At 35.8% G+C, this 23,026-nt stretch carries 20 protein-coding genes and 1 pseudogene; 17 read left to right on the top strand and 4 right to left on the bottom strand.

Going from position 1 to position 23,026, the window contains the following annotated elements:
* Window positions 1-2: 2 nt before the first annotated feature.
* Both H7K77_RS16455 and H7K77_RS16450 read right to left on the bottom strand, forming a co-directional pair.
* Complete coding sequence (locus H7K77_RS16455) at window positions 3-1,511, bottom strand: spore germination protein (RefSeq protein ID WP_186579318.1); 1,509 nt, start codon at window positions 1,509-1,511, stop codon at window positions 3-5.
* 273 nt (window positions 1,512-1,784) lie between these two features.
* Window positions 1,785-2,330, bottom strand: coding sequence for a beta-class carbonic anhydrase (locus H7K77_RS16450; RefSeq protein WP_222599411.1), 546 nt, complete (start codon window positions 2,328-2,330; stop codon window positions 1,785-1,787).
* A 666-nt stretch (window positions 2,331-2,996) separates the two neighbouring features.
* Here H7K77_RS16450 and H7K77_RS16445 point away from each other — a divergent pair.
* The 8 genes from H7K77_RS16445 to H7K77_RS16410 all read left to right on the top strand — a co-directional run bounded on the left by H7K77_RS16445 (window position 2,997) and on the right by H7K77_RS16410 (window position 12,556).
* On the top strand, window positions 2,997-3,137 hold the full coding sequence (locus tag H7K77_RS16445; RefSeq protein ID WP_186579317.1) for a hypothetical protein: 141 nt from the start codon (window positions 2,997-2,999) through the stop codon (window positions 3,135-3,137).
* A gap of 116 nt (window positions 3,138-3,253) precedes the next feature.
* Entirely contained in the window at window positions 3,254-5,002 is a 1,749-nt protein-coding gene (locus H7K77_RS16440; RefSeq protein ID WP_186579315.1) for an ABC transporter ATP-binding protein, read from the top strand.
* On the top strand, window positions 5,002-7,032 hold the full coding sequence (locus tag H7K77_RS16435) for an ABC transporter ATP-binding protein (protein WP_186579314.1): 2,031 nt from the start codon (window positions 5,002-5,004) through the stop codon (window positions 7,030-7,032). The genes H7K77_RS16440 and H7K77_RS16435 overlap by 1 nt, the downstream gene beginning before the upstream one ends.
* A gap of 187 nt (window positions 7,033-7,219) precedes the next feature.
* Entirely contained in the window at window positions 7,220-8,032 is an 813-nt protein-coding gene (locus tag H7K77_RS16430; protein WP_186579312.1) for a S1C family serine protease, read from the top strand.
* Window positions 8,033-8,357: 325 nt separating this feature from the next.
* Complete coding sequence (gene sigI, locus H7K77_RS16425) at window positions 8,358-9,092, top strand: RNA polymerase sigma-I factor (RefSeq protein WP_186579310.1); 735 nt, start codon at window positions 8,358-8,360, stop codon at window positions 9,090-9,092.
* Window positions 9,089-9,820: an anti-sigma-I factor RsgI family protein gene (locus tag H7K77_RS16420; protein ID WP_186579308.1), complete on the top strand. Its 732-nt coding sequence runs from the start codon at window positions 9,089-9,091 to the stop codon at window positions 9,818-9,820. The genes sigI and H7K77_RS16420 overlap by 4 nt, the downstream gene beginning before the upstream one ends.
* Before the next feature lie 243 nt (window positions 9,821-10,063).
* A complete protein-coding gene (locus H7K77_RS16415; protein ID WP_186579306.1) occupies window positions 10,064-10,987 on the top strand; it encodes a Gfo/Idh/MocA family protein in 924 nt (307 codons plus the stop codon).
* A gap of 18 nt (window positions 10,988-11,005) precedes the next feature.
* Window positions 11,006-12,556 (top strand): bifunctional GNAT family N-acetyltransferase/carbon-nitrogen hydrolase family protein, encoded by a 1,551-nt coding sequence (locus tag H7K77_RS16410; protein ID WP_186579304.1) that lies wholly within the window; start codon window positions 11,006-11,008, stop codon window positions 12,554-12,556.
* Window positions 12,557-12,596: 40 nt separating this feature from the next.
* Here the strand turns inward: H7K77_RS16410 and H7K77_RS16405 are convergent, their stop codons facing one another.
* Window positions 12,597-12,836 (bottom strand): YhdB family protein, encoded by a 240-nt coding sequence (locus tag H7K77_RS16405; protein ID WP_186579302.1) that lies wholly within the window; start codon window positions 12,834-12,836, stop codon window positions 12,597-12,599.
* A 357-nt stretch (window positions 12,837-13,193) separates the two neighbouring features.
* Here H7K77_RS16405 and H7K77_RS16400 point away from each other — a divergent pair, with 357 nt between their 5' ends.
* From H7K77_RS16400 to H7K77_RS16360, 9 genes and pseudogenes are all read left to right on the top strand, one after another.
* Window positions 13,194-13,898, top strand: a complete 705-nt coding sequence (locus H7K77_RS16400; RefSeq protein ID WP_186579300.1) for a YhcN/YlaJ family sporulation lipoprotein — start codon at window positions 13,194-13,196, stop codon at window positions 13,896-13,898.
* 402 nt (window positions 13,899-14,300) lie between these two features.
* The gene (locus tag H7K77_RS16395; RefSeq protein WP_186579298.1) at window positions 14,301-14,876 is read left to right on the top strand and encodes a TetR/AcrR family transcriptional regulator; all 576 of its coding nucleotides are present in this window, start codon (window positions 14,301-14,303) and stop codon (window positions 14,874-14,876) included.
* A 144-nt stretch (window positions 14,877-15,020) separates the two neighbouring features.
* Window positions 15,021-17,234 (top strand): YhgE/Pip domain-containing protein, encoded by a 2,214-nt coding sequence (locus tag H7K77_RS16390; RefSeq protein ID WP_186579296.1) that lies wholly within the window; start codon window positions 15,021-15,023, stop codon window positions 17,232-17,234.
* Window positions 17,235-17,450: 216 nt separating this feature from the next.
* A complete protein-coding gene (locus H7K77_RS16385) occupies window positions 17,451-17,918 on the top strand; it encodes an S-ribosylhomocysteine lyase (RefSeq protein ID WP_328701146.1) in 468 nt (155 codons plus the stop codon).
* Between the two features lie 154 nt (window positions 17,919-18,072).
* A complete protein-coding gene (locus H7K77_RS16380) occupies window positions 18,073-19,440 on the top strand; it encodes a dipeptidase (RefSeq protein ID WP_186579294.1) in 1,368 nt (455 codons plus the stop codon).
* A gap of 100 nt (window positions 19,441-19,540) precedes the next feature.
* Window positions 19,541-19,699 (top strand): hypothetical protein, encoded by a 159-nt coding sequence (locus H7K77_RS16375; RefSeq protein ID WP_186579292.1) that lies wholly within the window; start codon window positions 19,541-19,543, stop codon window positions 19,697-19,699.
* 174 nt (window positions 19,700-19,873) lie between these two features.
* A complete protein-coding gene (locus H7K77_RS16370) occupies window positions 19,874-20,221 on the top strand; it encodes a hypothetical protein (RefSeq protein ID WP_222599410.1) in 348 nt (115 codons plus the stop codon).
* A 41-nt stretch (window positions 20,222-20,262) separates the two neighbouring features.
* A pseudogene (locus H7K77_RS16365) lies at window positions 20,263-20,485 on the top strand (metal-sensitive transcriptional regulator).
* A 145-nt stretch (window positions 20,486-20,630) separates the two neighbouring features.
* The gene (locus H7K77_RS16360; protein WP_186579290.1) at window positions 20,631-21,929 is read left to right on the top strand and encodes a globin-coupled sensor protein; all 1,299 of its coding nucleotides are present in this window, start codon (window positions 20,631-20,633) and stop codon (window positions 21,927-21,929) included.
* Between the two features lie 53 nt (window positions 21,930-21,982).
* On the opposite strand, the gene H7K77_RS16355 is transcribed toward H7K77_RS16360, so the two are convergent.
* Window positions 21,983-22,804, bottom strand: a complete 822-nt coding sequence (locus tag H7K77_RS16355) for an alpha/beta fold hydrolase (protein ID WP_186579288.1) — start codon at window positions 22,802-22,804, stop codon at window positions 21,983-21,985.
* Window positions 22,805-23,026 lie beyond the last annotated feature (222 nt).

The raw sequence follows: 23,026 nt of genomic DNA, 5'->3' as shown, positions 1-23,026 counted from the left end.
TCCTATTCATCTATATCTTTTTTCTTTTTTGCCTTCTTTTTTGGATATCGGTTCATATCCTTAGGACGAAATGATGTTGACCTAGTGTTGTTAAGTGAAAAAGGAAGACGAAAAAAGGAATCATCCATGTCTTTCCAATTGACTGGATAAGCCGGTAATAAATATGGTCGACCAAGAGACGTCATTCTAATCAAATGAATGAAAAAAAAGATTAACCCTAATGTCACACCAATAAGACCAATTAGGCCTGCGATTAAGATTAAAGGAAAACGAATAACCCGTATAGCAGACCCCATTAAATAACTAGGTGCAGTAAAAGATGCCAAGGAACTACTTGCTACTACAATAATTAATACATTACTCGTTAATCCCGCTTCCACGGCAGCTTGCCCAAGAACAATACCACCCACGATACCGATCGTCTGACCGACTTTTGTCGGGAGACGTGCACCAGACTCTCTTAATAACTCTATTAGTAATTCCAAGAGCATTGCTTCTATAATAGGTGGAAAGGGAACTTGTGCCCTAGATGAACCTAGTGAAGCTAAGAGTGGAGTTGGAATTACTTCATAATGAAACGTCACACAGGCAACGTAAGTAGGTGTCACAACAAAGGATATAAACATGGCGACGAAGCGGAGCATACGTAAGAACGAACCGATATTCCATCGCATATAAATATCTTCAGTCGATTCAAAAAAACTAAAAAAGGTAGACGGTGCAATAATACTTGTAGGGCTTTTGTCGACCAAAACACCAAGTCGCCCTTTACTAACCGCATAACAGAGCCGGTCTGGTAACTCTGTTAAATAATATTGTGGAAATAAGGAACTATTATTATCTTCTATGTATTGTGATAAAACAGATGCATCTTCCACCTCATCGACTACCAGGTCTTTTAAGCGTTGTCTCATTGTTTGGACATCTGTGTCGTTCGCAAGGGATTTTAAATAGACAAGTCGAACTTCAGATTGCCCTCTTTCCCCAATAATAAATTTCTCAGTTACTAAATCATGTGTCCCAAGGCGCCACCTTATAACGTTTAGATTAGTTGATAGTGACTCCGTAAAGGATACTTGTGGTCCTAATACAAGGGATTCTGTTTCTGCTTTACCTAAAGGCCTTTTTTCTAGTTTTGAAATAGAAAAAGATACTGCTTGATCTTCATTCTCCACATATACACCAACTGATCCGGAGAGAAGTGTAGTTGCAAGCTCGATTAGGTTAATGTGTTGTTTTCCTCCATCTAAAGGTACCTCATTAAGTATAGAAGAAGCATCCCAATCGGTTTTGCTAGCTAACAATGTACCAAGAAGTTTATCGTCTAATAGGTTTTTATCTACCATATAATCAATGAAAAAGACTGCTATTTTTTGGCCCTGTACCTCATATTGAGTGAAGGATATATCTGTACTATTCTGTAGGTACTTTTCAAGGATACTCTTAAATTGTTCAATAGTTGTTGGGAAAGATTTTATATCTTTATCTTTGCTGAATGGTCGTTTTCTCATATGGCCCTCCCATACACAATTGGTCAACTTTATTATGGGAAGATAACAGTAAATTATGTAAAAAATGAGCATATTAGTGATTTTAATGATTATTCCAACAAAAATTTTTTATAGACTTAATTATTAGGAGGGCTCTAACATGCCTGGGACTTGCACCAATTCATAAAGAGGGGGGAGCTACGGTTTTATCTAAAATTAAAAGTGAATGTATTGATAGGGTATATAGAAAAGCAACCACCTTTCATATAGAAGATGGTTGCTTTTCTAAGTTCTTTAGTATCCTCTTGTTACTAGATCTAACTCACCGGTAGCGGGATCAATGACTAGACCGTGTACGGGAATATTGTTTGGCAATAATGGATGGTTTTTAATGATATCGACGGATTTTTCTACGGAATTTCCAACATCATCAAAGCCTTGCAACCATTGATTTAAATCTTTATCAACAGATTGAATAGATTTTGTATCAATTCCATTTTCTTGCATTGTAGATAGTAATCCGTCAGTATCTAAATGGTTCATACCACAACGGTGATGGGCAATGACAAAAACCTCATCAGCTTGTAATGCGTGTACAGCAACGAGAATACTTTTCATGACACTATCATAGGGATCAGTTAAAATAGCTCCGGCATTCTTAACCATTTTCACATCGCCGTTTTTAAAATTTAATGCCTTTGGTAATAGTTCGATTAAACGGGTATCCATACAAGTGAAAATAACAGCACGTTTATTCGGTAGGTTATCAGTCTCATATGGCACGTATTCTTTTTTACTAACAAATTCTTCGTTATAAGTCAGGATGTCATCTAACAACATAATAATCTCTACTCCATTCTTTTATGTATTCTATTAGTGGTTATGTAACAATACCCTTTTTAGGGTAGTTCTTAACCAAATTTTCTTATTTTTCAATATAAATCAAATAACAATTTGTTGCAATTTATATGGCAACATTGAATCTGAAAAATTGTAAATAGGCAAAATTTACAAAAATGTGAAAATTACGTTGACTATGCCTTTTTTTAGTAATATAATTAAAACGCAAATAAACGAGAGGAGGTCACGAAAATGAAAAAGATTCATGTATTACAATCGTTACAGTTCGCAGCTAAAGTAAATAATTATGTGACCTTCAGGAAGTTGTTTAATAAGCACAATTAAGATAGGGAAGATTATCGCTTTTTTTTAGCATTTCTTATCTTGAACGTGTTTCACACAATATTTTGATTCCAAAGGTCACGCCGATTAGTCCGTGACCTTTTTCTATGTAGAAAAGCATTCGTCGAGGGGCGTATGCTTTTTTTTGTCTTCTTTAGGAAAAAATTGTAAATGGCGATATAAACTGGTTTACCAGTTATATATATATAAAATCAAATTGAAGGAGAGATGGAAAATGTCTAAAAGATTATCAAAACAAATTGCGGTGGATGAAAGGAAAGATGGCGGATAGTTAGTAAATTTATTACAAGAGTAGGTGAGAGGATGTTTTCGTTAGTTAGGAAGATTGATTGGTTTATTTCTGATTTTATACCCCGTTATCGATTTGTATTTGTCGTAACGTTTAAGAAAAATAGTCCATTAATCGATCAGATGGTATTTATCGTTTCTAGACATGGTCAATAAGTGTATTACCTAAAATTTGGAAGGAGAATGAATATGATTAGGCAAGCTGTAAAAAGGATTACAAATGATGATTGGAAAGATAGTGGATAGTAAGTTTATAAGGAGCGGGTGATTATATGTTTAGTATATTTAAAAAATTAGACTGGTTTTTTAAAACGTATTGGAAAAGATATACGTTTGCGATAATCGCATTAATTATTGCAAGTTTTATCGATATCTTACCTCCAAAGTTAATTGGAATGGCAATTGATGAGATTCAATTTAATTCCTTAACTTTTGATCGGATTGTAGAGATAATCATGATCTATGGGGTATTGATTGTAGCAAGTTACACTATCTCATTTTTGTGGGACTATAATCTTTTTGGTGGTGCAGCCATTATGGAACGTTTAATGCGTTCACGGCTAATGAATCATTTCCTAAAGATGAGTCCGACCTTTTATGGGAAATATCGTACAGGTGACTTAATGGCTAAAGCAACAAATGATTTAAAAGCAATTTCAATGACTACTGGGTTCGGAATTTTAACTTTAGTCGATTCTAGTATCTTTATGTTAATGATCATTGCTGTGATGGGCATTACCATTAGTTGGAAATTAACACTTGTTTCCCTTATACCACTGCCTATCATGGCAGTGGTCATGCACAAATATGGAAGTGCAATCCATGAACGATTTATGAAGGCACAGGCTGCATTTAGTGACATGAACAATGACGTATTAGAATCCATACGTGGTGTTCGGGTAATCCGTGCATTTGTTCAAGAAAAGCATGATGTGGATAGGTTTCAACGTATGACAGAAAATGTGTACCAAAAGAACATCGAAGTAGCTAAAATCGATGCTTTATTTGAACCAACGATGAAAATTCTAGTCGGTTTATCGTATACGATTGGCCTTGGTTATGGAGCGTTATTGGTGTTTGATAACTTAATTACATTAGGGGAACTAGTGTCATTTAACGTCTATTTAGGGATGTTAATATGGCCAATGTTTGCTGTAGGGGAATTAATCAATGTTATGCAAAGGGGTAATGCATCCTTAGATCGTGTTAACGATACGTTAGATTATCCAATGGACGTCAAAGATGCGGATAAACCAGTGGATGTTGTGTTACCTAATCAGATTACATTTGACCATCTAAGTTTCTCCTATCCAGAAGCGAAACAAAATAGCTTAACTGACATTTATTTAAATGTACAGAGAGGTCAAACTGTAGGAATTGTAGGGAAAACTGGAGCTGGAAAGACAACTCTACTTCGCCAATTACTAAGAGAATACCCAGGTAATAAAGGTGCATTAACCATCTCTGGTGTGCCTATTGATTCCATTCCACTATGCAAAACAAGATCATGGATTGGTTACGTACCACAGGACCAAGTAATGTTTTCCAAAACGATTCGAGAAAACATCCAGTTTGGAAAAAAGAATGCCTCTGATACCGAAATCTACGGTGTAATGGAAAAAGCTCACTTTATTCAGGACATTAAAAACTTATCTAAAGGGTTAGATACAAAAGTAGGCGAAAGTGGTGTGACTTTATCAGGGGGGCAAAAGCAACGTGTGGCTTTAGCACGTGCATTTATCAAAGATCCTGAAATTTTACTGCTAGACGATGCGCTTTCGGCAGTAGATGGAAAAACGGAATCGATGATTATCAGTCATTTGAAACAAGATCGACAAGGGAAAACAACCTTTATTGCTGCCCATCGATTATCGGCAGTACAACATGCTGATATTATCATTGTTTTAGAAGATGGAAAGATCTCCGAAAAAGGTACGCATGAAGAACTTCTTGCTACAGGTAATTGGTATAGTACGCAATATAAGTTACAACAGCTTGAGGAACAGGAGGCGATCTCCTAATGAAACGATCGACAGAAAAAAGGCTTCTCGATTATGCACTATCTTTTAAAAAGACGATTTTATTAGGCTTAACATGTTTAGTAGTAGCTGTTGCATTAGAGTTAGCTGGTCCATTTATAGCGAAGATAATTATTGATGAACACATTACAGGTGTGGAAAATCATTGGTATCAAGTAGAAGATAATAACGATGGAACTGCGGTTTCTTATGAAAATAACTTCTATAAGAGACAAGACAGGATTGATTCGAATCAAGAAACATTAGGTACCGCCACAATTGTGCAAATTAATAGAGGGTATTATTGGACAAATCAAGAGATTCCGCTTAACGGGAAAATGAAATTAGAAGATAATATGCTGATCGTTGAAACAGCAGAAAATAGTCAAACAGTACAAGTTGAAAAAATGTCATTGGCTGAATTATATCATTTCTTTAAACCAGAACAGAAGCCAATCTTGTACTTACTAATTCTGTATGTAGCCTTGTTATTAGTTGCCGCATTGTTTCAGTTTGGAAAAACTTATCTGTTACAACAATCCTCTAATCGTATTGTGCAAAAAATGCGAAATGATGTATTTAATCACACGCAAGAAGTACCAATTAATTATTATGTAGAACAACCAGCAGGTAAAATTGTTGCAAGGATCACCAATGATACAGAAGCAATTCGTGACCTTTACGAAAGAGTATTATCTGTGTTTGTAACAAGTGCGTTTTATATGACGGGAATTTTTGTGGCATTAACGCTTCTAGATGCAAAACTAGCAGCCATTTGTTTACTATTGTTACCAATCATTTATGGTTGGATGAAATTATATAAACATTATGGAACAAAGTACAACAAAGTAGTTCGTTCGACTCTCAGTGAAATAAATGGGAATATAAATGAGTCAATAAGAGGAATGTCTATTATTCAAGCATTTCAAAAAGAGAAGCAGATAAGTAATGAATTTGAAGCGCTAAATGATCGGCATTTCGTTTATCAACGAAAACTTGTAAAATTAAGTGCTTTAACTTCCCATAACCTAGTAACGGTACTTCGAAATTTAGCGTTCGTGGCATTTATATGGTACTTCGGTTCAGCTTCAATGGGGGTAGAAGGAATTGTGACGGCAGGGGTATTATACGCATTTGTCGACTATCTAAATAGATTATTTGGCCCAGTTAATGATATTGTGAACCAACTTCCTTTACTAGAGCAAGCACGAGTAGCTTCGAGCCGAGTTTTTGAATTAATGGACCATGAAGGAGAAAAGGTTGATCAAAGAAATATTGATAGATACAAAGGGCATGTCCAATTTGATTCTGTGTCATTCGCTTATAATCAGGATGAATATGTGTTAAAAGATATAAACATGGATATTCAACCTGGAAAAACTGCGGCATTTGTCGGTCACACAGGTTCAGGTAAAAGTTCGATCATGAATTTATTGTTTCGATTTTACGATCCGCAAAAAGGGTCGATTAGGATCGATGGTAAAGATATTAATGATTTGTCGAGACAACAAGTTAGGAGTCATATGGGCATTGTTCTACAAGACCCCTTTCTATTCAGTGGAACGGTTTTGTCGAATGTCACCATGAATGACCAAGATATTTCCCGGGAAATGGCGATTGACGCATTAAAGTCTGTGGGAGCAGATCAATTTATCGAGAAATTGCCGAATGGCTATGATGAGCCAGTAAAAGAGGGCGGAAGTACGTTATCTATGGGTGAACGTCAGCTAATTTCGTTTGCAAGGGCACTTGCCTTTGATCCAGCAATCTTAATTCTTGATGAAGCTACAGCAAATATTGACACAGAGACCGAAACAATTATCCAACAAGCTCTCGAAGTCTTAAAAAAGGGTCGGACTACCTTAGTTATTGCCCACCGACTATCGACGATTCAAAAGGCTGACCAGATTTTTGTATTGGACCATGGTATAATAAAAGAAAAGGGAAATCATCAGGAATTACTAGAACAACAAGGCATTTATTACAATATGTACCAAATGCAACAAGGAAAAAAGGTACAGTCAGTTAGTTAATAAGAGTTTTGGTTAGTCACTTTACGCACATTTTGATATATTACCTATCATAGAATTCGACGCATCGACAAGTAGTGGCTAGTATATGGAGTGTTAGGCTTGGTAAATCTTAGATCTAGCAAAAAATATGATAAGCTTTACGCAGAAACACCCGCTAGATAAGTTTTTGTAACGAGGTAGGTGGGCAATGAATAAATCAGATGAATTTCATCGAGATGTTATTGATGAGGATTTATATGAAGAATTCGATGATGAAGAGTTATTCGAGTTAATTGAAATGGAAAGACAAAAAGCACTTGCAAAATCGAAAGAGGAAAAGAAGCCAAAACGTCCGTTTCCTAAATGGGCGTTTTGGTTAATAGCTATTGCAATGTTTATAAATGTCATTGCTATATTGCCAAAAACCTTTTCCATTCCTGCTCTAGAATTTTTAGTTACATCAGCACGATTGGTAGCAGACCCAGCGATAGACGAATACCAGGAATCGATAGTGGTTATTGAAACCGAAACGGGCAAAGGAACTGGTTTTTCAATTTCTAGCGACGGCTACATTATTACAAATTATCATGTCATTGATGATACCCGGGATGCGTTAGCAGCTTTTCCGGAAGAAGGCTTATTTGACGCGAAAATAGTTGAGACTTACCCAGAAGTTGATCTCGCTTTACTGAAAGTGGAGGGGGAAAAATTACCATTTTTGCCTCTAGCGACAGAAACTACTTTTTCTGAAAAAGAGCACATCAATTTCATTGGGAATCCTCTTAAATTTAATGGGATTGCCAATGAAGGAAACGTATTAGGCTACACGCAGTTAAAAGATTGGGACCAAGAAGTGCTCATGTTAGATGCACCAGTTTACCGTGGAAATAGCGGAAGCCCGGTTATAAATAGTGATGGAGAAGTGATTGCTGTCATTTTTGCTACGTTGAACCACGAAAAACATGGCAGAATTGGCCTGGCAGTACCAATAGATTATTATCATGATAGGGCAAAAGATTAAGCCTATGGATTTGTTTCCATAGGCTTTTAAATGGTATAAAATAGCATTATTTTTTATATTCATACAATAATCTAAGTAACTTTCTAAATTTACAGATAGTTTTCAATTTCTTTAATAAATGGGTATTTTGTAGTGTGTTTTGTTATTGAACTTAATGAAAATGTAACCAAAAGATGATAGATAGTAACAAAATGTTCCTGTATGATTATCCATACTAGAGCTAAATTGGAGCGTTTTAAATGATAAATAATGAGAAAGTACATAAATCTAACCGTCAAATTAATAGAGATGCTAACGAAACTTATAGTGCTGGTGGTGAAGAGGAGTGATTGAATCCCAAGCTAGTAGCGTATTACTTACAATTGAAGAACAAGTTGAGTTAGTGAAACATGGTGACAGTGAAATTGAAAATTACTTGCTGAAAATCTATCAGCCGTTTATTGCTAAATGTGTATCTGAGGTCTGTAAGCGATATATAAGTAGAACGAAAGATGATGAGTTTAGTATTGGACTTATGGCATTTAATGAAGCGATGTATGCTTATATGCCAGGAAAAGGGAGCACATTCTTAACATTTGCTAGACTTGTGATAAAGCGTAAGATTATTGACTATATTCGAAAAGAAAAAAATAAAATAAAAGCTACCTCATTAGATGAATTATTACAAAGGGATCAAATAGAAAACCCTTTAGAGGTAAGTGCTGCCAAAGCCAAGTATGAATATGAGCTTGACCAGTCACATAGACGGGAAGAAATAAAGGAATTCAGTATGAAATTGAAAGAATTCAAACTATCTTTTGATGATTTAACGCGTGTTTCTCCGAAGCATAAGGATGCTAGGGAATCGGCTATTAACGTTGCTAAAATATTATTTAATGATGTTAAATTAAAAGAATATGTATTAACAAAGAAGAAAGTGCCGATTAAGTCTTTAGTTAATTTAGTAGATGTTAGTAAGAAGACATTGGAAAGAAATCGGAAATTTATACTAGCGATCTTTATTATCTTAAATGAAGATTACGTATATTTAAAAGAATACTTGAGGGGGATAGATTTGTGAAAAAAGGGATTATAATGGAGAAACGACGAAATTATACCATTGTAATGGATGAAAATGGTCAATTTCACAAAGCTATTCCATTAGAACTTGATATAGGAGCCCAAACCTACTACGAGAATAAGAACCCAAAGTGGTTTATTATATATCGTTTTCTAACTAGTTCAAAATTTATACTTCCAGCTATTTTGCTTTTACTTCTAACGTGTATCCTCCCTTTTTATATTTGGAATTCTAGTGAAGATACTTATGCCTTTGTTAGTATTGATATACAACCGAGTCTTGAATTAGTTTTAAATGAAGATATGAATATTAAATCAATTGTTGCTTTAAACGAGGAAGCCGAAACTTTATTGGACAATCTAAGTGATATAAAAGGAAGCTTTGTCTCGAATGGTACAGCAGCAATACTGGATAAAACTGCTGAGCTTTCCATGTTAAAGGAGAGGGAGTCCGTTTTAATCGGAGTTAGCTATATAAACAATAAACAAGAAAAAGATGATATTACTTCTGAATTAGATGACTACTTCCAAAATAATAAGTTATATAATTTGGTGATTTATAAGGTACCAGTGGACATTAGAAATTTAGCTCATGAGCAACAAGTATCAGTTAACCAGGTAATGGCTAATGAAATAGAAAGAGGCTACCAAGCTAGCACCTTTGAAGAGGCTAAAGGCAATAGCTTAGACAGTAATGAAGAAGAACTTATACAATTATTTTATAAATAATCAACTTAAACACCTCGTATAACCTATGAGTAGCATATGGAAATATATATTTAAGATAGTAGAAAGGACTAGAAGACTTGCTTCTAGTCCTTTTGATATATAAATTAATAACTACTGTTTATGTCCAGATAGAATCTGATACTCACTTCATAGCAATCGAATAGGGCTACAGTTCTTAGGGATGCGACCTCTATACATAAAAATGTTACACTTGTTTTAGGTCAGTTATGAGGAGTCATAAGAATGGAGAGGAAATTAAAAGTCGCGATGATTGGACTAGGTAATATTGCACAGAAGGCATATCTACCTATATTATCGAGGGAAAATAATTGGGAACTAGTTGGTGTTTTTACGCCGAATGAAGCGAAAAGCAAAGCTGTCTCATCTGCATATAGGTTAAATAGATTGACTAGCTTAAGACATGCTAGTCAATCTTGTGATGCTGCGTTTGTTCATAGCTCTACAGCTTCCCATTACGAAGTAGTTGCTTACTTACTGTCGCATGGAGTTGATGTTTATGTTGATAAACCGCTTGCTACAAATGTAGAGGATTCAGAAAGATTAGTTCATCTATCTGAGAAGCATGGAAGAAAACTTATGGTTGGCTTTAACCGTAGATTTGCGCCGATGTACAAACAAGCAAAAGAAATGGCCAGCGAATTTGATTCGGTTCAAATCGAAAAACACCGACCTACTGCAATTGGACCACAACCCTTTTCTATTGTTATGCTAGATGATTATTTGCATTTAATTGACACAATAAGATGGTTAGCTGCAGATGAATTGCAGATTATTGGGAGTTTTACTAATATTAATATAGAGGATCAATTAATCTATGCAAGACATAGCTTTCAACAAAAACAACAAATTTTCTCCACTGCAATGCACAGGCATGCTGGTACCGACTTGGAAAGATTAGAGATAATCACAGAAGGAAGCCTGATAAGGGTTGTGAATATGAATTCTCTAGAAGTAGAAAATAAGCAAAAAAAAGGGATTGAAACCCCAGGATCCTGGGAATCTATATTAAAGACTAGAGGTTTTGAGGATTGTGTGCAACATTTTATTGATAGTGTCCTAAACGATACAATACCAGATGTGGATGGCTTAGAAGCATTGAAGTCCCAGCAACTAGTAGAAAAACTAATCATAAATGCAAAACGATAGGAAGGGACAGATGAATATATGTCCGATAAATTGGATTTATCAAGTTTTGAGAAGAAGCTAGAGGTACGTAACATAACAAAAGACGATTTTACTCAGATATTAGAGATGCAGAAAATTTGTTTTCCTAATATGGAGCCATGGAAAAAAGAGCACTTAGAGAGTCATTTAGATGTTTTTCCAGAAGGTCAATTTTGTGTGGAATATGACGGGAAGATTATTGGAAGTTGTTCTAGTTTAATCATTAATTTCGATGAATATGATGATAAACATACATGGGATGATATAACCGACGGCGGATATATAACCAATCATAATCAAGAGGGTTATAACCTATATGGAATCGAAGTGATGGTTGATCCGAATTATCGGGGGATGAAGATTGGCAAAAGGCTGTATGAAGCTCGTAAAGAATTAGCAAGAGAGATGAATTTGAAAAGTATAATTATCGGAGGAAGAATTCCTAATTATCATAAATATGAGGAAGAGATGTCACCTCGGGAATATGTTGAGGAAGTAATGAGCAAAAATATTTATGATCCTGTATTAACTTTCCAAGTAATGAATGGTTTTACGGTTATGCGAATAAACCCCGGTTACTTACCTGATGATAAACAGTCAGCGCAATATGCGACATTGATGGAATGGAATAATATTGAATATCATGCTAAAACTAAGCGCCATTTCAAGACAGCCTATCCGGTAAGGATAACTGTTATCCAGTATATGATGAAAAGCATAGAATCATTTGAAGAATTTGCTAAACAAGTTGAATATTATGTAGATGTTGCTTATGACTTTGATTCTGATTTTGCAGTGTTTCCAGAAATAATTACGACGCAGTTGATGTCGTTTCTTGAGGAAAAGGTACCATCCAAATCAATTAGAAGGTTAGCAGAATATACTGAGGATTATATTGAGTTGTTCACCAATCTCGCAGTTAAATATAATGTGAATATCGTTGGGGGCTCCCATTTTGTGGAGGAAGATGATCATGTGTATAACATTGCCTACTTATTTAGAAGAGATGGTACAATTGAAAAACAATATAAAATACATGTCACACCGAATGAACGCAAATGGTGGGGGATACAACCTGGAGATACAGTAAAAGTGTTTGATACGGATTGTGGGAAAATAGCTATCCAAATCTGTTACGATATCCAATTTCCTGAACTTGCTCGTTATGCTGTTGATCAAGGGGCGAATATTATCTTTGTTCCGTTTTGTACGGATGATCGTCAAGGCTATCTCCGTGTAAGATACTGCGCGCAAGCACGTGCTGTTGAAAATCAAGTCTATACAGTAATTGCTGGTACAGTAGGTAACTTGACACAGGTTGACAATATGGATATTCAGTATGCACAGTCTGGTATTTTTACACCATCTGATTTTGAATTTGCTCGAGATGGTATCATTGGTGAGTGTCACCCAAATATTGAAACGGTTGTTGTAGGGGATGTAGATCTAGAGATCCTCCGTAGACAAAGAAAATCAGGTACAGTTAGACAACTAAGAGACCGTCGTAGAGACTTGTTTGAAATAAAATATAAAGACATAGAAACGCAATAAAATACAAAGGGACCAGTTCTGAATGAACTGGTCCCTTTCCTTATACCTCCATCATAGCAGCAGCAGGGATGTGACCCATAGCATGGTCTATATAATGGAGTAGTTGTTCATGACTATCCATTACTTCTTGTTCACTTCTTTTGTAATGGAAAGCATGGAGAAAGATTTCAATTTTTTTAGATAATAAATCATCATTTGTTCTGACCATAAGGACGAGTAGATCATCCCATTGGCCCCATAGTGTAAAATACAAAGCTTTATCATAATCCGGGATATACATAATACACTCCCCTTTCTTTTATCAAAGGGTATTTTATACTATGGATTAATAGTATAAGTTAAACTAGCCTTTGCTTAAGCAAATGGATCAAGTTTTATTTAGTATTTGTCATTTTTGAATGCTAAGTAGTAATCGTTTATGGACATGTTTCCAAATCTTAACGAGTTCTACTTTTTTCGTATTCAATATTTATATGCCCCGTATTTAAACAGTGTTCGGAATCAGTACTAAAGTTATTCGTTAAAAATAGTTGAAAAAAAATCCTTTTTAAATACATTGTTTGGGTGCTTTATAATGGAATAAGATGTGTCAGATAAAACATACTAAAGGCAACTCTTTATAAAGGAGGAGTCATAGATGAATTGGAAAGGCATGGGGTTAACAATAGCAGCAACCTTTACTTTAGCAGCTTGTGGGGCACAAAATGATCAGAATATTGGTCAAGGTGACATGAATGACGGAGTACAACAAACAAGGTTTAATAGTACAACTGATTATCCAACCAATCGTGGAGACCTAAATCCACAATATAATACAAATGATTATGGGGCAAATCGAGGGACCTACGATGGTACGTATCAACGAGGCAATGATGTTGATAACGATAATAGAAATGAATTGCCTGGAACTCGTAACGTTCAGAACGCCCCAGGGAACATTGATTTAAATATCGGTAAGAATAACCAAAACAAAAACAGAAATATTGCGGACAACAAACAGGATGAAAACCGTTTTGAAATCGCTGATCGTGCAGCAGATCGGATTACGGAACAAGTGAAACAAGTTGATAGAGCTTATGTTTTAACGACTGAAAATAATGCTTATGTCGCTACTCAATTGACAAATAATACGGATGAGATTAGTAATGAAGTTAAAGATTCAGTATCAAGAGCAGTAAAGAGTGTGGATCCTGGTATCGAGAACGTGTATGTTTCCACAAATCCAGATTTTGTTGATTTGACAAATAATTATGTTAATGACGCTGAGAATGGGGAACCAGTAGAAGGGTTCTTTGATCAAATGGGTCAAATGATTGAACGAATTTTTCCAAATAGAGGCTAAATAAAGTGAGGGTACAATACCCTCACTTTTTGCTTGTAGTTTAGGAAATTATAAAATCTGCTAAATGCGGATAACGCAAGATTAGTCTCGTCCAGCTCCGAGCGCCAGCGACTAGCGAGACTTCCCTCACCTTCGTACGATAACAATTCGACGCTTAGTCGAATTTCCGAAGTCACTTCGTTCACCGTGTTGCCTTTATCTCCTACGGCTCAGTCCAAATGTTTTCGGTGGGACGAGTAACCTCAGTCCCAGTCCGTACGTCGCTTACCGGCGCTCTGCGCTTTTGTTCTTTGTTTGGTATATAAGGTAATTATTTTATAAAGAATAGTTGAAAAAAACAAAAGAAGCATTTATAATACAAAAATGACCAAAATACCGATACAGTCAGTTGGTGGTGATTAAATGGATAAAAGACAGAGTATAATGAATGCTGCAAGAGATTCTTTTGGCATGTTTGGGTATAAAGCAACAACCATGGATCAAGTAGCCAAAATAGCCAATGTTGGAAAGGGTACGATTTATACATTTTTCACAAATAAAGAAGAGCTATTCCAACAAATCATTTTAGAGTTACTCCGAGACATGAAGTCGAAGGCAGAAGCAGTGATAGACGATAATGAGCATTTCAAGTTAAATTTACACAATTCTCTATTTGTCTTACTTACTTATAGGAAGGATCACCAATTGACCGCTAAATTATTTCAAGAGGCAAAGGAAATGGGTACGAAAGAAGCTAAACAAGCCATCAATGAAATGGAACAAGCGATTATTGAATATATCAAGGAAAAATTAACTGCAGCAATTAAAAAAGGATTTATTCGTAAGTGTGATCCAGAAGTAACAGCATTTGTACTTCTAAAGATATACATCTCCTTTATATTTGATTGGGAGGAAAATCACCAACCTTTAGAAAAAGAACAAATACTTAGCTACTTTGATGAATATATATTTAAAGGATTGGCATTAAGCAAATGTTAAAATAGGAAAATTCAACTCGGTCTAACCGGGTTTTATTATGATGACAATTGACCAAATGTCTAATGTGGTCATGCATTACTGAAGCCCTGCACCATTCGACAAAAACCGGGTGGTGACAGGCACCAGAAAAGGGGAGATGACAGCATGAATGGGTTTCGTTTATGGTTGGCTGAATGGAAGGGGATTGCAACAAATCGTAAGGTTTTGATTCCGTTTTTTGTTCTTCTGTTTGTGCCGCTCATATATGGGGGAATGTTTTTATGGGCCAATTGGGATCCTTATGGTACTGTGGAACAACTACCTGTAGCTATCGTTAATCAGGATACAGGTGCTAAGCTCGATGGGGAGAACTTAGAAATTGGGAAAGACTTTGTTGAAGAATTGCAAAAGAAAGGAAATTTCGATTACAAGTTGGTGACGGAAGAAGAAGCGTATGCAGGATTAGACAATCAAACTTACTACTTGGTATTCAAAATTCCAGCAAACTTTTCTGAACATGCTTCCACTTTACTAGATAAAGAACCTAAGAAATTAGAGCTTACGTATATTTCTAATGAAGGTATGAATTATATTGCAGGTAAAATAGGCGATAGTGCTACAGAAAAAATGAAGTCTGATTTGTCGAATGAAATTAGTAAGACTTATGCTGATACGATGTTTAAAAAGTTCCAAGACATGCAAGAAGGATTCACTGAGGCTAACAATAAAGCATCTGAATTAAATAAAGGTGCAAAAGAATTAAATAAAGGTGCAAAAGAACTAAAAACAAATTTGGCTCAGTTCGCCTCTAAACAAGTACAGTTCAGTCAGTCGACTAATAAAATGGCAAATGGTATTTCTGAGCTGACAACAAAAACTCAGGAGCTAAGCAGTGGTTTAACAAAATTAGATTCTGGCTTTAATGAAATTAAATCAGGTGCATCGGATTCAATAGATGGGATTACATCGATTAAAAATGGAATTAAAGAGGGCGGAGACGGAATTAAAGATTTCCAGGCCAACTTTTCTGAACTAATGACAAAGACAGAGGAATTGCAAACAGGAGCTGATTCTTTATCAGGAAAACTCTCAAAATTGAGTCAGGGTACTTCTGCAACTCAGTCTGGTGCAGAAACTTTAAATGAAGGAATGAACCAATTACAGAAATCATTAGAGCCAGTTATAGCATCATTATCTGAAGAACAGCAAAAGCAAATTAGAGCGCAGATAGCGGCGTTAGCAAATGGGTCTAAAAAACTTTCTGAACAGACGTTGGTACTTGCAAGCTCAACAGAACAATTAGCTAGTAAAGCGAAGGATTTGCCTACGAATATAGGTAAACTGGCAGAAGGTCAAACAGCACTTTATCAAGCAACAAATGAGATGTATGAGGGGAATCAGAAACTATACGCTGGTACCACTGAGCTAATAAAGGGACAAACAAAATTAAAAGTGGGAATAGAAACCTTTGCAAGTAACTTATCAGATGCTAGTAGTGGTGCTCAAAAATTAGCAGATGGCACGAATCAATTGCATGCAAAAACAGACACCTTAACTAGTTCTTCAAGTCAGTTGGCAGATGGTTCAAAGAACTTAAGTACAGGTGCAGTTGAATTATCGAATGGAACGGTTGATTTACATGATGGAACAAATGAATTCAAAAATACACTAAGCACAGCTAGCGAGGAAGCCAATCAGTTTCAGCCTAATTCGAAAACGGAAGATATGATGGCCAGTCCAGTTGAAGTAAAGGAACAGGAATATCATAGTGTGCCTAACTATGGTACAGGACTAACACCTTACTTTCTTTCATTAGGATTATTCGTAGGTGCCTTATTGTTAACGATTATTTACGATATTAACAAACCTGCAGCTTTGCCATCTTCGGGCATTGGTTGGTTTATGGCGAAATTTGGTGTGTTGGCCGTAGCTGGTATTCTACAAGCGCTAATTGTAGCAAGCTTTATCCTTTTCGGGTTGGATTTACAGGTGAATAGCATTGGAATGTTCTATGTCTTTGCTGTTGCAACAAGTCTAACGTTTGTTGCGATTATTCAAATGTTAGTTACTACAATGGGGAATCCAGGACGTTTCTTGGCTATTTTGATTCTTATTGGACAATTAACTACAAGTGGTGGGACTTTCCCTGTTCAGTTAATTCCTCAACCACTTCAGCCAATACATTCCTTATTACCAATGTCTTATACGTTAGAAGGATTTAGGGAGATTATTTCAATCGGAAACTATAATGTTATGTGGCATGATTTAAGTATCTTGTCCATTTTCTTAGTGAGTAGCCTCCTAATAACGTTAGCTTACTTTATAATTAAGCATAAAAAGAACGTACGGTTGGAAAACCTTGAACAACTCTCAATCTAAAGAAGGAAGGGTCTTGAATAATTATGATCAAGACCCTTTACTTAACTATACTAGCATTTCCTTTATATTAAGATGTTTTATCATCAAATATATGTACACAATGTGATACAATGATATCGAACAATGGTGATTTGAAGTAAGATACTTAGTTTAACAGGTAACGGATATCTAAGTAAATGAACTAATATTTATCCGTAATATAAGGGAGATGATTTTTTGGTTAAAAAAATGAATGTGGAAAGCTTTAATTTGGATCATACAAAAGTAAAAGCACCTTATATACGATTAGTAGGTGTTACTACTGGCCATAGTGGAGACAAGGTGTATAAATATGACATCCGTTTCTGTCAGCCTAATAGGGATCATATGGACATGCCTGGCCTACATTCGATTGAACATTTAATGGCAGAAAACATCCGCAATCACATTGACAATGTATTAGATATTGGACCAATGGGATGTCAAACTGGGTTTTACCTTGCAATACTCAATAATGATAGTTTTGATGATATTGCTGTGGCTCTAGAAAAAACACTCAAGGATGTATTAGAAGCTGATGAAGTTCCAGCTTGTAATGAAGTTCAATGTGGTTGGGCCGCTAATCATAGCCTACAAGGGGCAAAAGATATTGCTGCTCGCATGCTAGAGGGTAAAGACGAATGGCATATAGTGTTTGCTGAATAGGATTGTCACAAGGCAGTGTTCTTTTTATGAACACTGTTTTTTTACAGAAAAAAGCATTTTGCGGATTATTAGATTTAATTCATTTAGTAGACAATAGTAAAGAAGGATTGACCTGTGCTAAAATAAGGAAAAAGAAGAAAGGGAAGTGAAAAAATTGACTGAGAAAATTCTCCAATATTTAAAAGAGAATAGAGAAAATAATTTACATAAATTAAATGAGTTCTTGTCAATTCCAAGTGTTAGTACGGATAGTGCACATAAGGGTGATGTAGCTAATGCTGCTCGTTTTGTCGCAGATTATTTGAAAGAGATAGGATTTGAATCTGTAGAAGTGCAAGAGACTAAGAGACACCCTTTAGTTACAGCTGAATGGAAAGGTGCAGGGGACAATGCTCCAACTGCTTTATTTTATGGGCATTATGATGTTCAACCAGCAGATCCATTAGAGCTATGGGAAAGTGAGCCTTTTAAACCAGAAGTTAGAGATGGAAGGTTATTTGCTCGTGGCGCTAGTGATGATAAAGGACAAGTATTTATGCATCTAGCTGTGTTTGAAGCTTATATGAAAACAGTTGGTAAACTCCCGATCAATGTTAAGGTTTGTATTGAAGGGGAAGAGGAAATTGGAAGTGAAAATCTGTATGACTTGCTTCAAAATAAGAAGGAGCAGTTTGAAGCAGACTTTGTAGTTATTTCTGATTCTGGTATGGTCGAAAAGGGACAACCAACTATTTGTTATGGGCTAAAAGGATTTACAGGATTGGAATTTACTTTGACTGGACCTTCTAGTGATTTACACTCGGGAATTTACGGGGGTGCTGTTCGTAATCCTGTAATGGCAATGGCACACTTACTTGCCTCTCTTAAAGGAGAAGACGAAGTAGTCAAAGTCCCTGGATTCTATGATGATGTGGATGACCTGGAAGAGAAAGAGAGACAGTTAATAAAGGAAGTACCTGGAGAGGATTATCAACTATCTACTGGTGTATCCGAAACAGTTTCTGAAAAAGGTTACACAGCAAAAGAACATACGATGGCACGTCCAACATTAGAAATAAACGGAATGTTTGGTGGATATCAAGGAGAAGGAACAAAGACAATTATTCCTTCTTCTGCAACTGCTAAGTTAACATGTCGCCTTGTTCCTGGGCAAGATCCTAATCATATTCAGGATCTGCTAGTTAAACATCTTGAAAAACATGTCCCATCTGGAGTGAAGCTTACTATCACACGGGAACCATTATCGGCAAAAGCGTATAAAGTTGATCCAAATCACCCGCTAATTGAGAAAGCAGCGAAAAGCTTAGAAAAGGGATTCGGAAAAGAAGCGGTTTATGTACGAATGGGTGGATCGATTCCCGTCGTAGAGTGGTTTGATTCTTTGTTTAAGATGCCGATTGTTTTACTTGGATTCGGAACACCAGAAGACAGGTTGCACTCACCTAATGAAAGTTTCCCATTGGATAGCTTTGACAAAGGGATGGAAACATTAGTTTATTATTGGGAAGAAGTAAGTAATTAAATGAAAGCCTATGTAGCTGCGAAAGCTACATAGGCTTTTTTGTTACAAATGTGGTAAGGAATCCTCGATTGGGTAACCTAATAGAGAGGAGGGATGGATAATGGTAAATCCAGATTTTGATCAATTCATGAAAGCACAAAAAGGGCATAAGAGTCTGTATCCCGGGAATGGAGAAAAAGGAGTTAATCCAGATCCAAAGGCAAACCAACGTGGAAACTCGAATAGAAATGTTGGCGCAACTGGGAGAAATGTAGAGTAATTGCAGTTATTGTTTGATCTAAAGTATGCTCTTGAATAAGAGCATACTTTTATTGTTAATCAATCAATACTTAAAGCATAGAATAAGCGATGGGGTAATTAGTTGACATTAATACCTTTAAAGACATAACATGTATTTAATCAACATTGAATATATAGATGTGGGGGAAAAGGATTGCTCATTCTATTTTCTGTTTTTGTCATTAGTTTGTGCTTATATTTTTTGTATTCAAGATATGTTCCTGTTAAGGGGATTCCGTGTATAGATGCCAATAGCCACTCAGAACAAAAGAAGGTTAAGTTAGACATTCGTGACTACAATATAGCCGCAAAACAAATGGTTGATGATTCTATAGTGATGCCGATTGCATATTTGAAGAGATACCATCATGAAATCCCGGGTAAGGAGATTCATGTTATCGCTTCTGATCATATGGAAAAAAATTTAGGTATTCGTTTTTTGCATAATAAAGGATTTAAAGTTGTTGGTTATACGCTGACAAATTGTATTTGTAAGGATTAGTTATTTTAGAGGAGATATTTAATTTAGAATATACAGATCAAATGAGATTAGGGTCAAGAGGGATCCTGAAAATGATGGATAATGGGATCCGAGTGTAAAGATGTTATCACACAGATGTCTGCAGTTCGAACTGCAATTGACCGGACAATGGGGCTAATCGTTAGTACAAACTTGGTGGAATGCGTTCGTGAGGCAGAAGAAAAGGGAGAAGACTCTGAGGAATTCGTTAGAGAAGCAGTTGACTTACTTGTAAAAAGTAGGTAATTAATTCTCTAACAAATCAGTAGAGGACTTCTTTTTTTATTTAGAAAAATACCCCCAATGCGTATAAATTACTTTATAAAAAATAGGTCCATCCGATACTACCTATAATGAGGGTTTTTCTTAATACAACTTGGGGGTTACTAAAATGAAGTTTATTACAAAGAGAAAGAAAATAGAAAAGCAACCACATACAGTTCTCAATCAAAGTAAAAGTCATATTATAAGTATTGAAGACAATCATGACATTAATCAACAATTAGCAATGATCAATCTTACAGAAACAGACTTAGTTACACTAAAGTCAGTAAAGCCGTATGTATCAGAGAATATCGACAGTATTGTCAATCAATTTTATAAAAACCTAGAACACGAGGGCTCTCTTATGGAGATTATACAAACAAATAGCTCTGTTGAAAGGTTAAAGAAGACGTTAACGATTCATATTCAAGAGATGTTTGACGGTATCGTTGATGATACTTTTATAGCAAAGCGAAAGCAAATTGCTCATATTCATTTTAGAATAGGTCTTCTTCCGAAATGGTATATGTGTGCTTTTCAGGATTTGTTAATGTCCTTAATGGATATATTTGATGAAAGATTTGCTAGCAAGAAAGAATTTAGAGAAGCGGTTAATGCCACAACAAAGATTTTAAACATTGAACAGCAATTAGTTTTAGATGCTTTCCAAGCAGAAGTTGATCAAGTAACTAAAAAGCAGGAACAAGAGAAGAATCAGTTACATGAAAAGATTGGGGATACTTCTGAAGAATTAGCAGCTGTCTTTCAACAAACAACAGCGTCCATACAAGAATTAGTATCTAAGTTAGACGGTATCCTCCATACATCTAAAGAGGGTACAAAAACATCAGTGGATGTTGAAGAAACGTCCATTCGTGGTAAACGAGATTTAGAGGACCAACAGGCAAAGATGAATGATATTGACGAAAGAATGCACGAAATTAAGGAGCAAACAGAAGGACTAAAAGATATCTCCAACCAAATTGGCGGGATTGTTAGTATAGTTACTGGGATTGCTGAACAAACAAATTTACTTGCTTTAAATGCTGCAATCGAAGCGGCAAGAGCAGGTGAACATGGTAAGGGGTTTGCCGTAGTGGCAGACGAAGTTAGAAAGCTAGCCGAAGAAACAAAGAGTTCCGTATCAAATGTCTCTGGTTTGATTGATAAAACGAACACGCAGATTAACACAGTATCTACCTATATTGAAGAGGTAAGAACCTCCGTAACAGAGGGTACGAATCATATGAAACAAATAAACATGTCCTTTGATGAAATTGTAAAACAAATGAATGAAAGTAAAAGTCAAAGCGATACGGTTGAAAAAGAAATAGAGACTTTCTGGAATAGTTTAGAAGAAGTAAGTAACGCGTTAACTCATGTAACTAAGTCTGTAGATGAATTAGTTGAATTGACTAATGATTAATAAAAAGATGTCCCGCAAAGTATGGGACATCCTTTTTATTAATCAGAAAATTATTATTGTACGTATGCCAAATGCTTTAGTAATTCCTCTGCTACTATACTCGGTTGATCAATCATAGAATAATGGCTAGCATCTGGAATTAGCTTAAAAGTGGAATGAGGAACGGTTTCGTGTAACAGTTTGCCCCAATAAGGTACAAGATAACGATCGTGCTGTCCCCAAAGGAACGTTGCTGGGCATTTAATATGTGGTAAGTAAGGAACTAAATTTTCTGTTTGACGATGATCTAAAGCAAGTGCAGCCTGTTGTAATTCTGCAGGTCCATTTGGTGAATCAAAGGGTTCTTTAAACACATTGATTAATTCAGGTGTTAGCATATTCGGAAAATAAACACCTTCTCGAAGCATCCGTTCGATAAATAATGGATTTGGAATGAACTCATCTGCTACAGGATATAGCATAGAAACCACTTTTGGAAGTGGCCAATTGGAAAAACAGACTCCATCAACAATGGCAATGCTTTTCACTCGATTGGGTTGTGTCACAGCAAGGATTTGAACAATACCTCCACCAAGATCATGGCCAGCAAAATGTGCTGCAGGTATATTAAATTGATCCAATGCATGAACGATATACTCAGCTTGTTTTGGTAAAGTTAAATCATAATATGGTCCGCGATCTGATTTGCCATACCCGACTAAATCAATGGCAAGGACAGCATAATTCTTCTCTAAATAGGGAATGACACGATCCCATAGATGAGAGTTTGTTGGTATTCCATGAATAAGGACGACTACTTCGCTACAATTCCCGGGATTAAAAAAACGTGTATTCATTTCATAGTTTCCAACATTAATTTTTTTTTCATGATGCATCTGATATCTCTCCCCTTATATTTCCGTTCATGGTTAAGGTATGTTTTCTATAGGTCTTGTTGCCTGTCTAGAAAAACAATTTCAAATAGTTAATTTAGAAGCGCTTACAAAAATGGCTTGAAAAATAGGTTACATAATGATATCTTAATAGATAGATTAGTGAAATCGTTTGCACCTTGTTGATAATTTTATAGATTTATATTGTGAATGAAATAACTATTA

The sequence above is a fragment of the Aquibacillus kalidii genome (assembly GCF_014280935.1).
Classification (GTDB): domain Bacteria; phylum Bacillota; class Bacilli; order Bacillales; family Amphibacillaceae; genus Aquibacillus_D; species Aquibacillus_D kalidii.
Note: the sequence above shows the minus strand (reverse complement) of the source record. Positions and strands in the feature narration are given on the sequence as shown.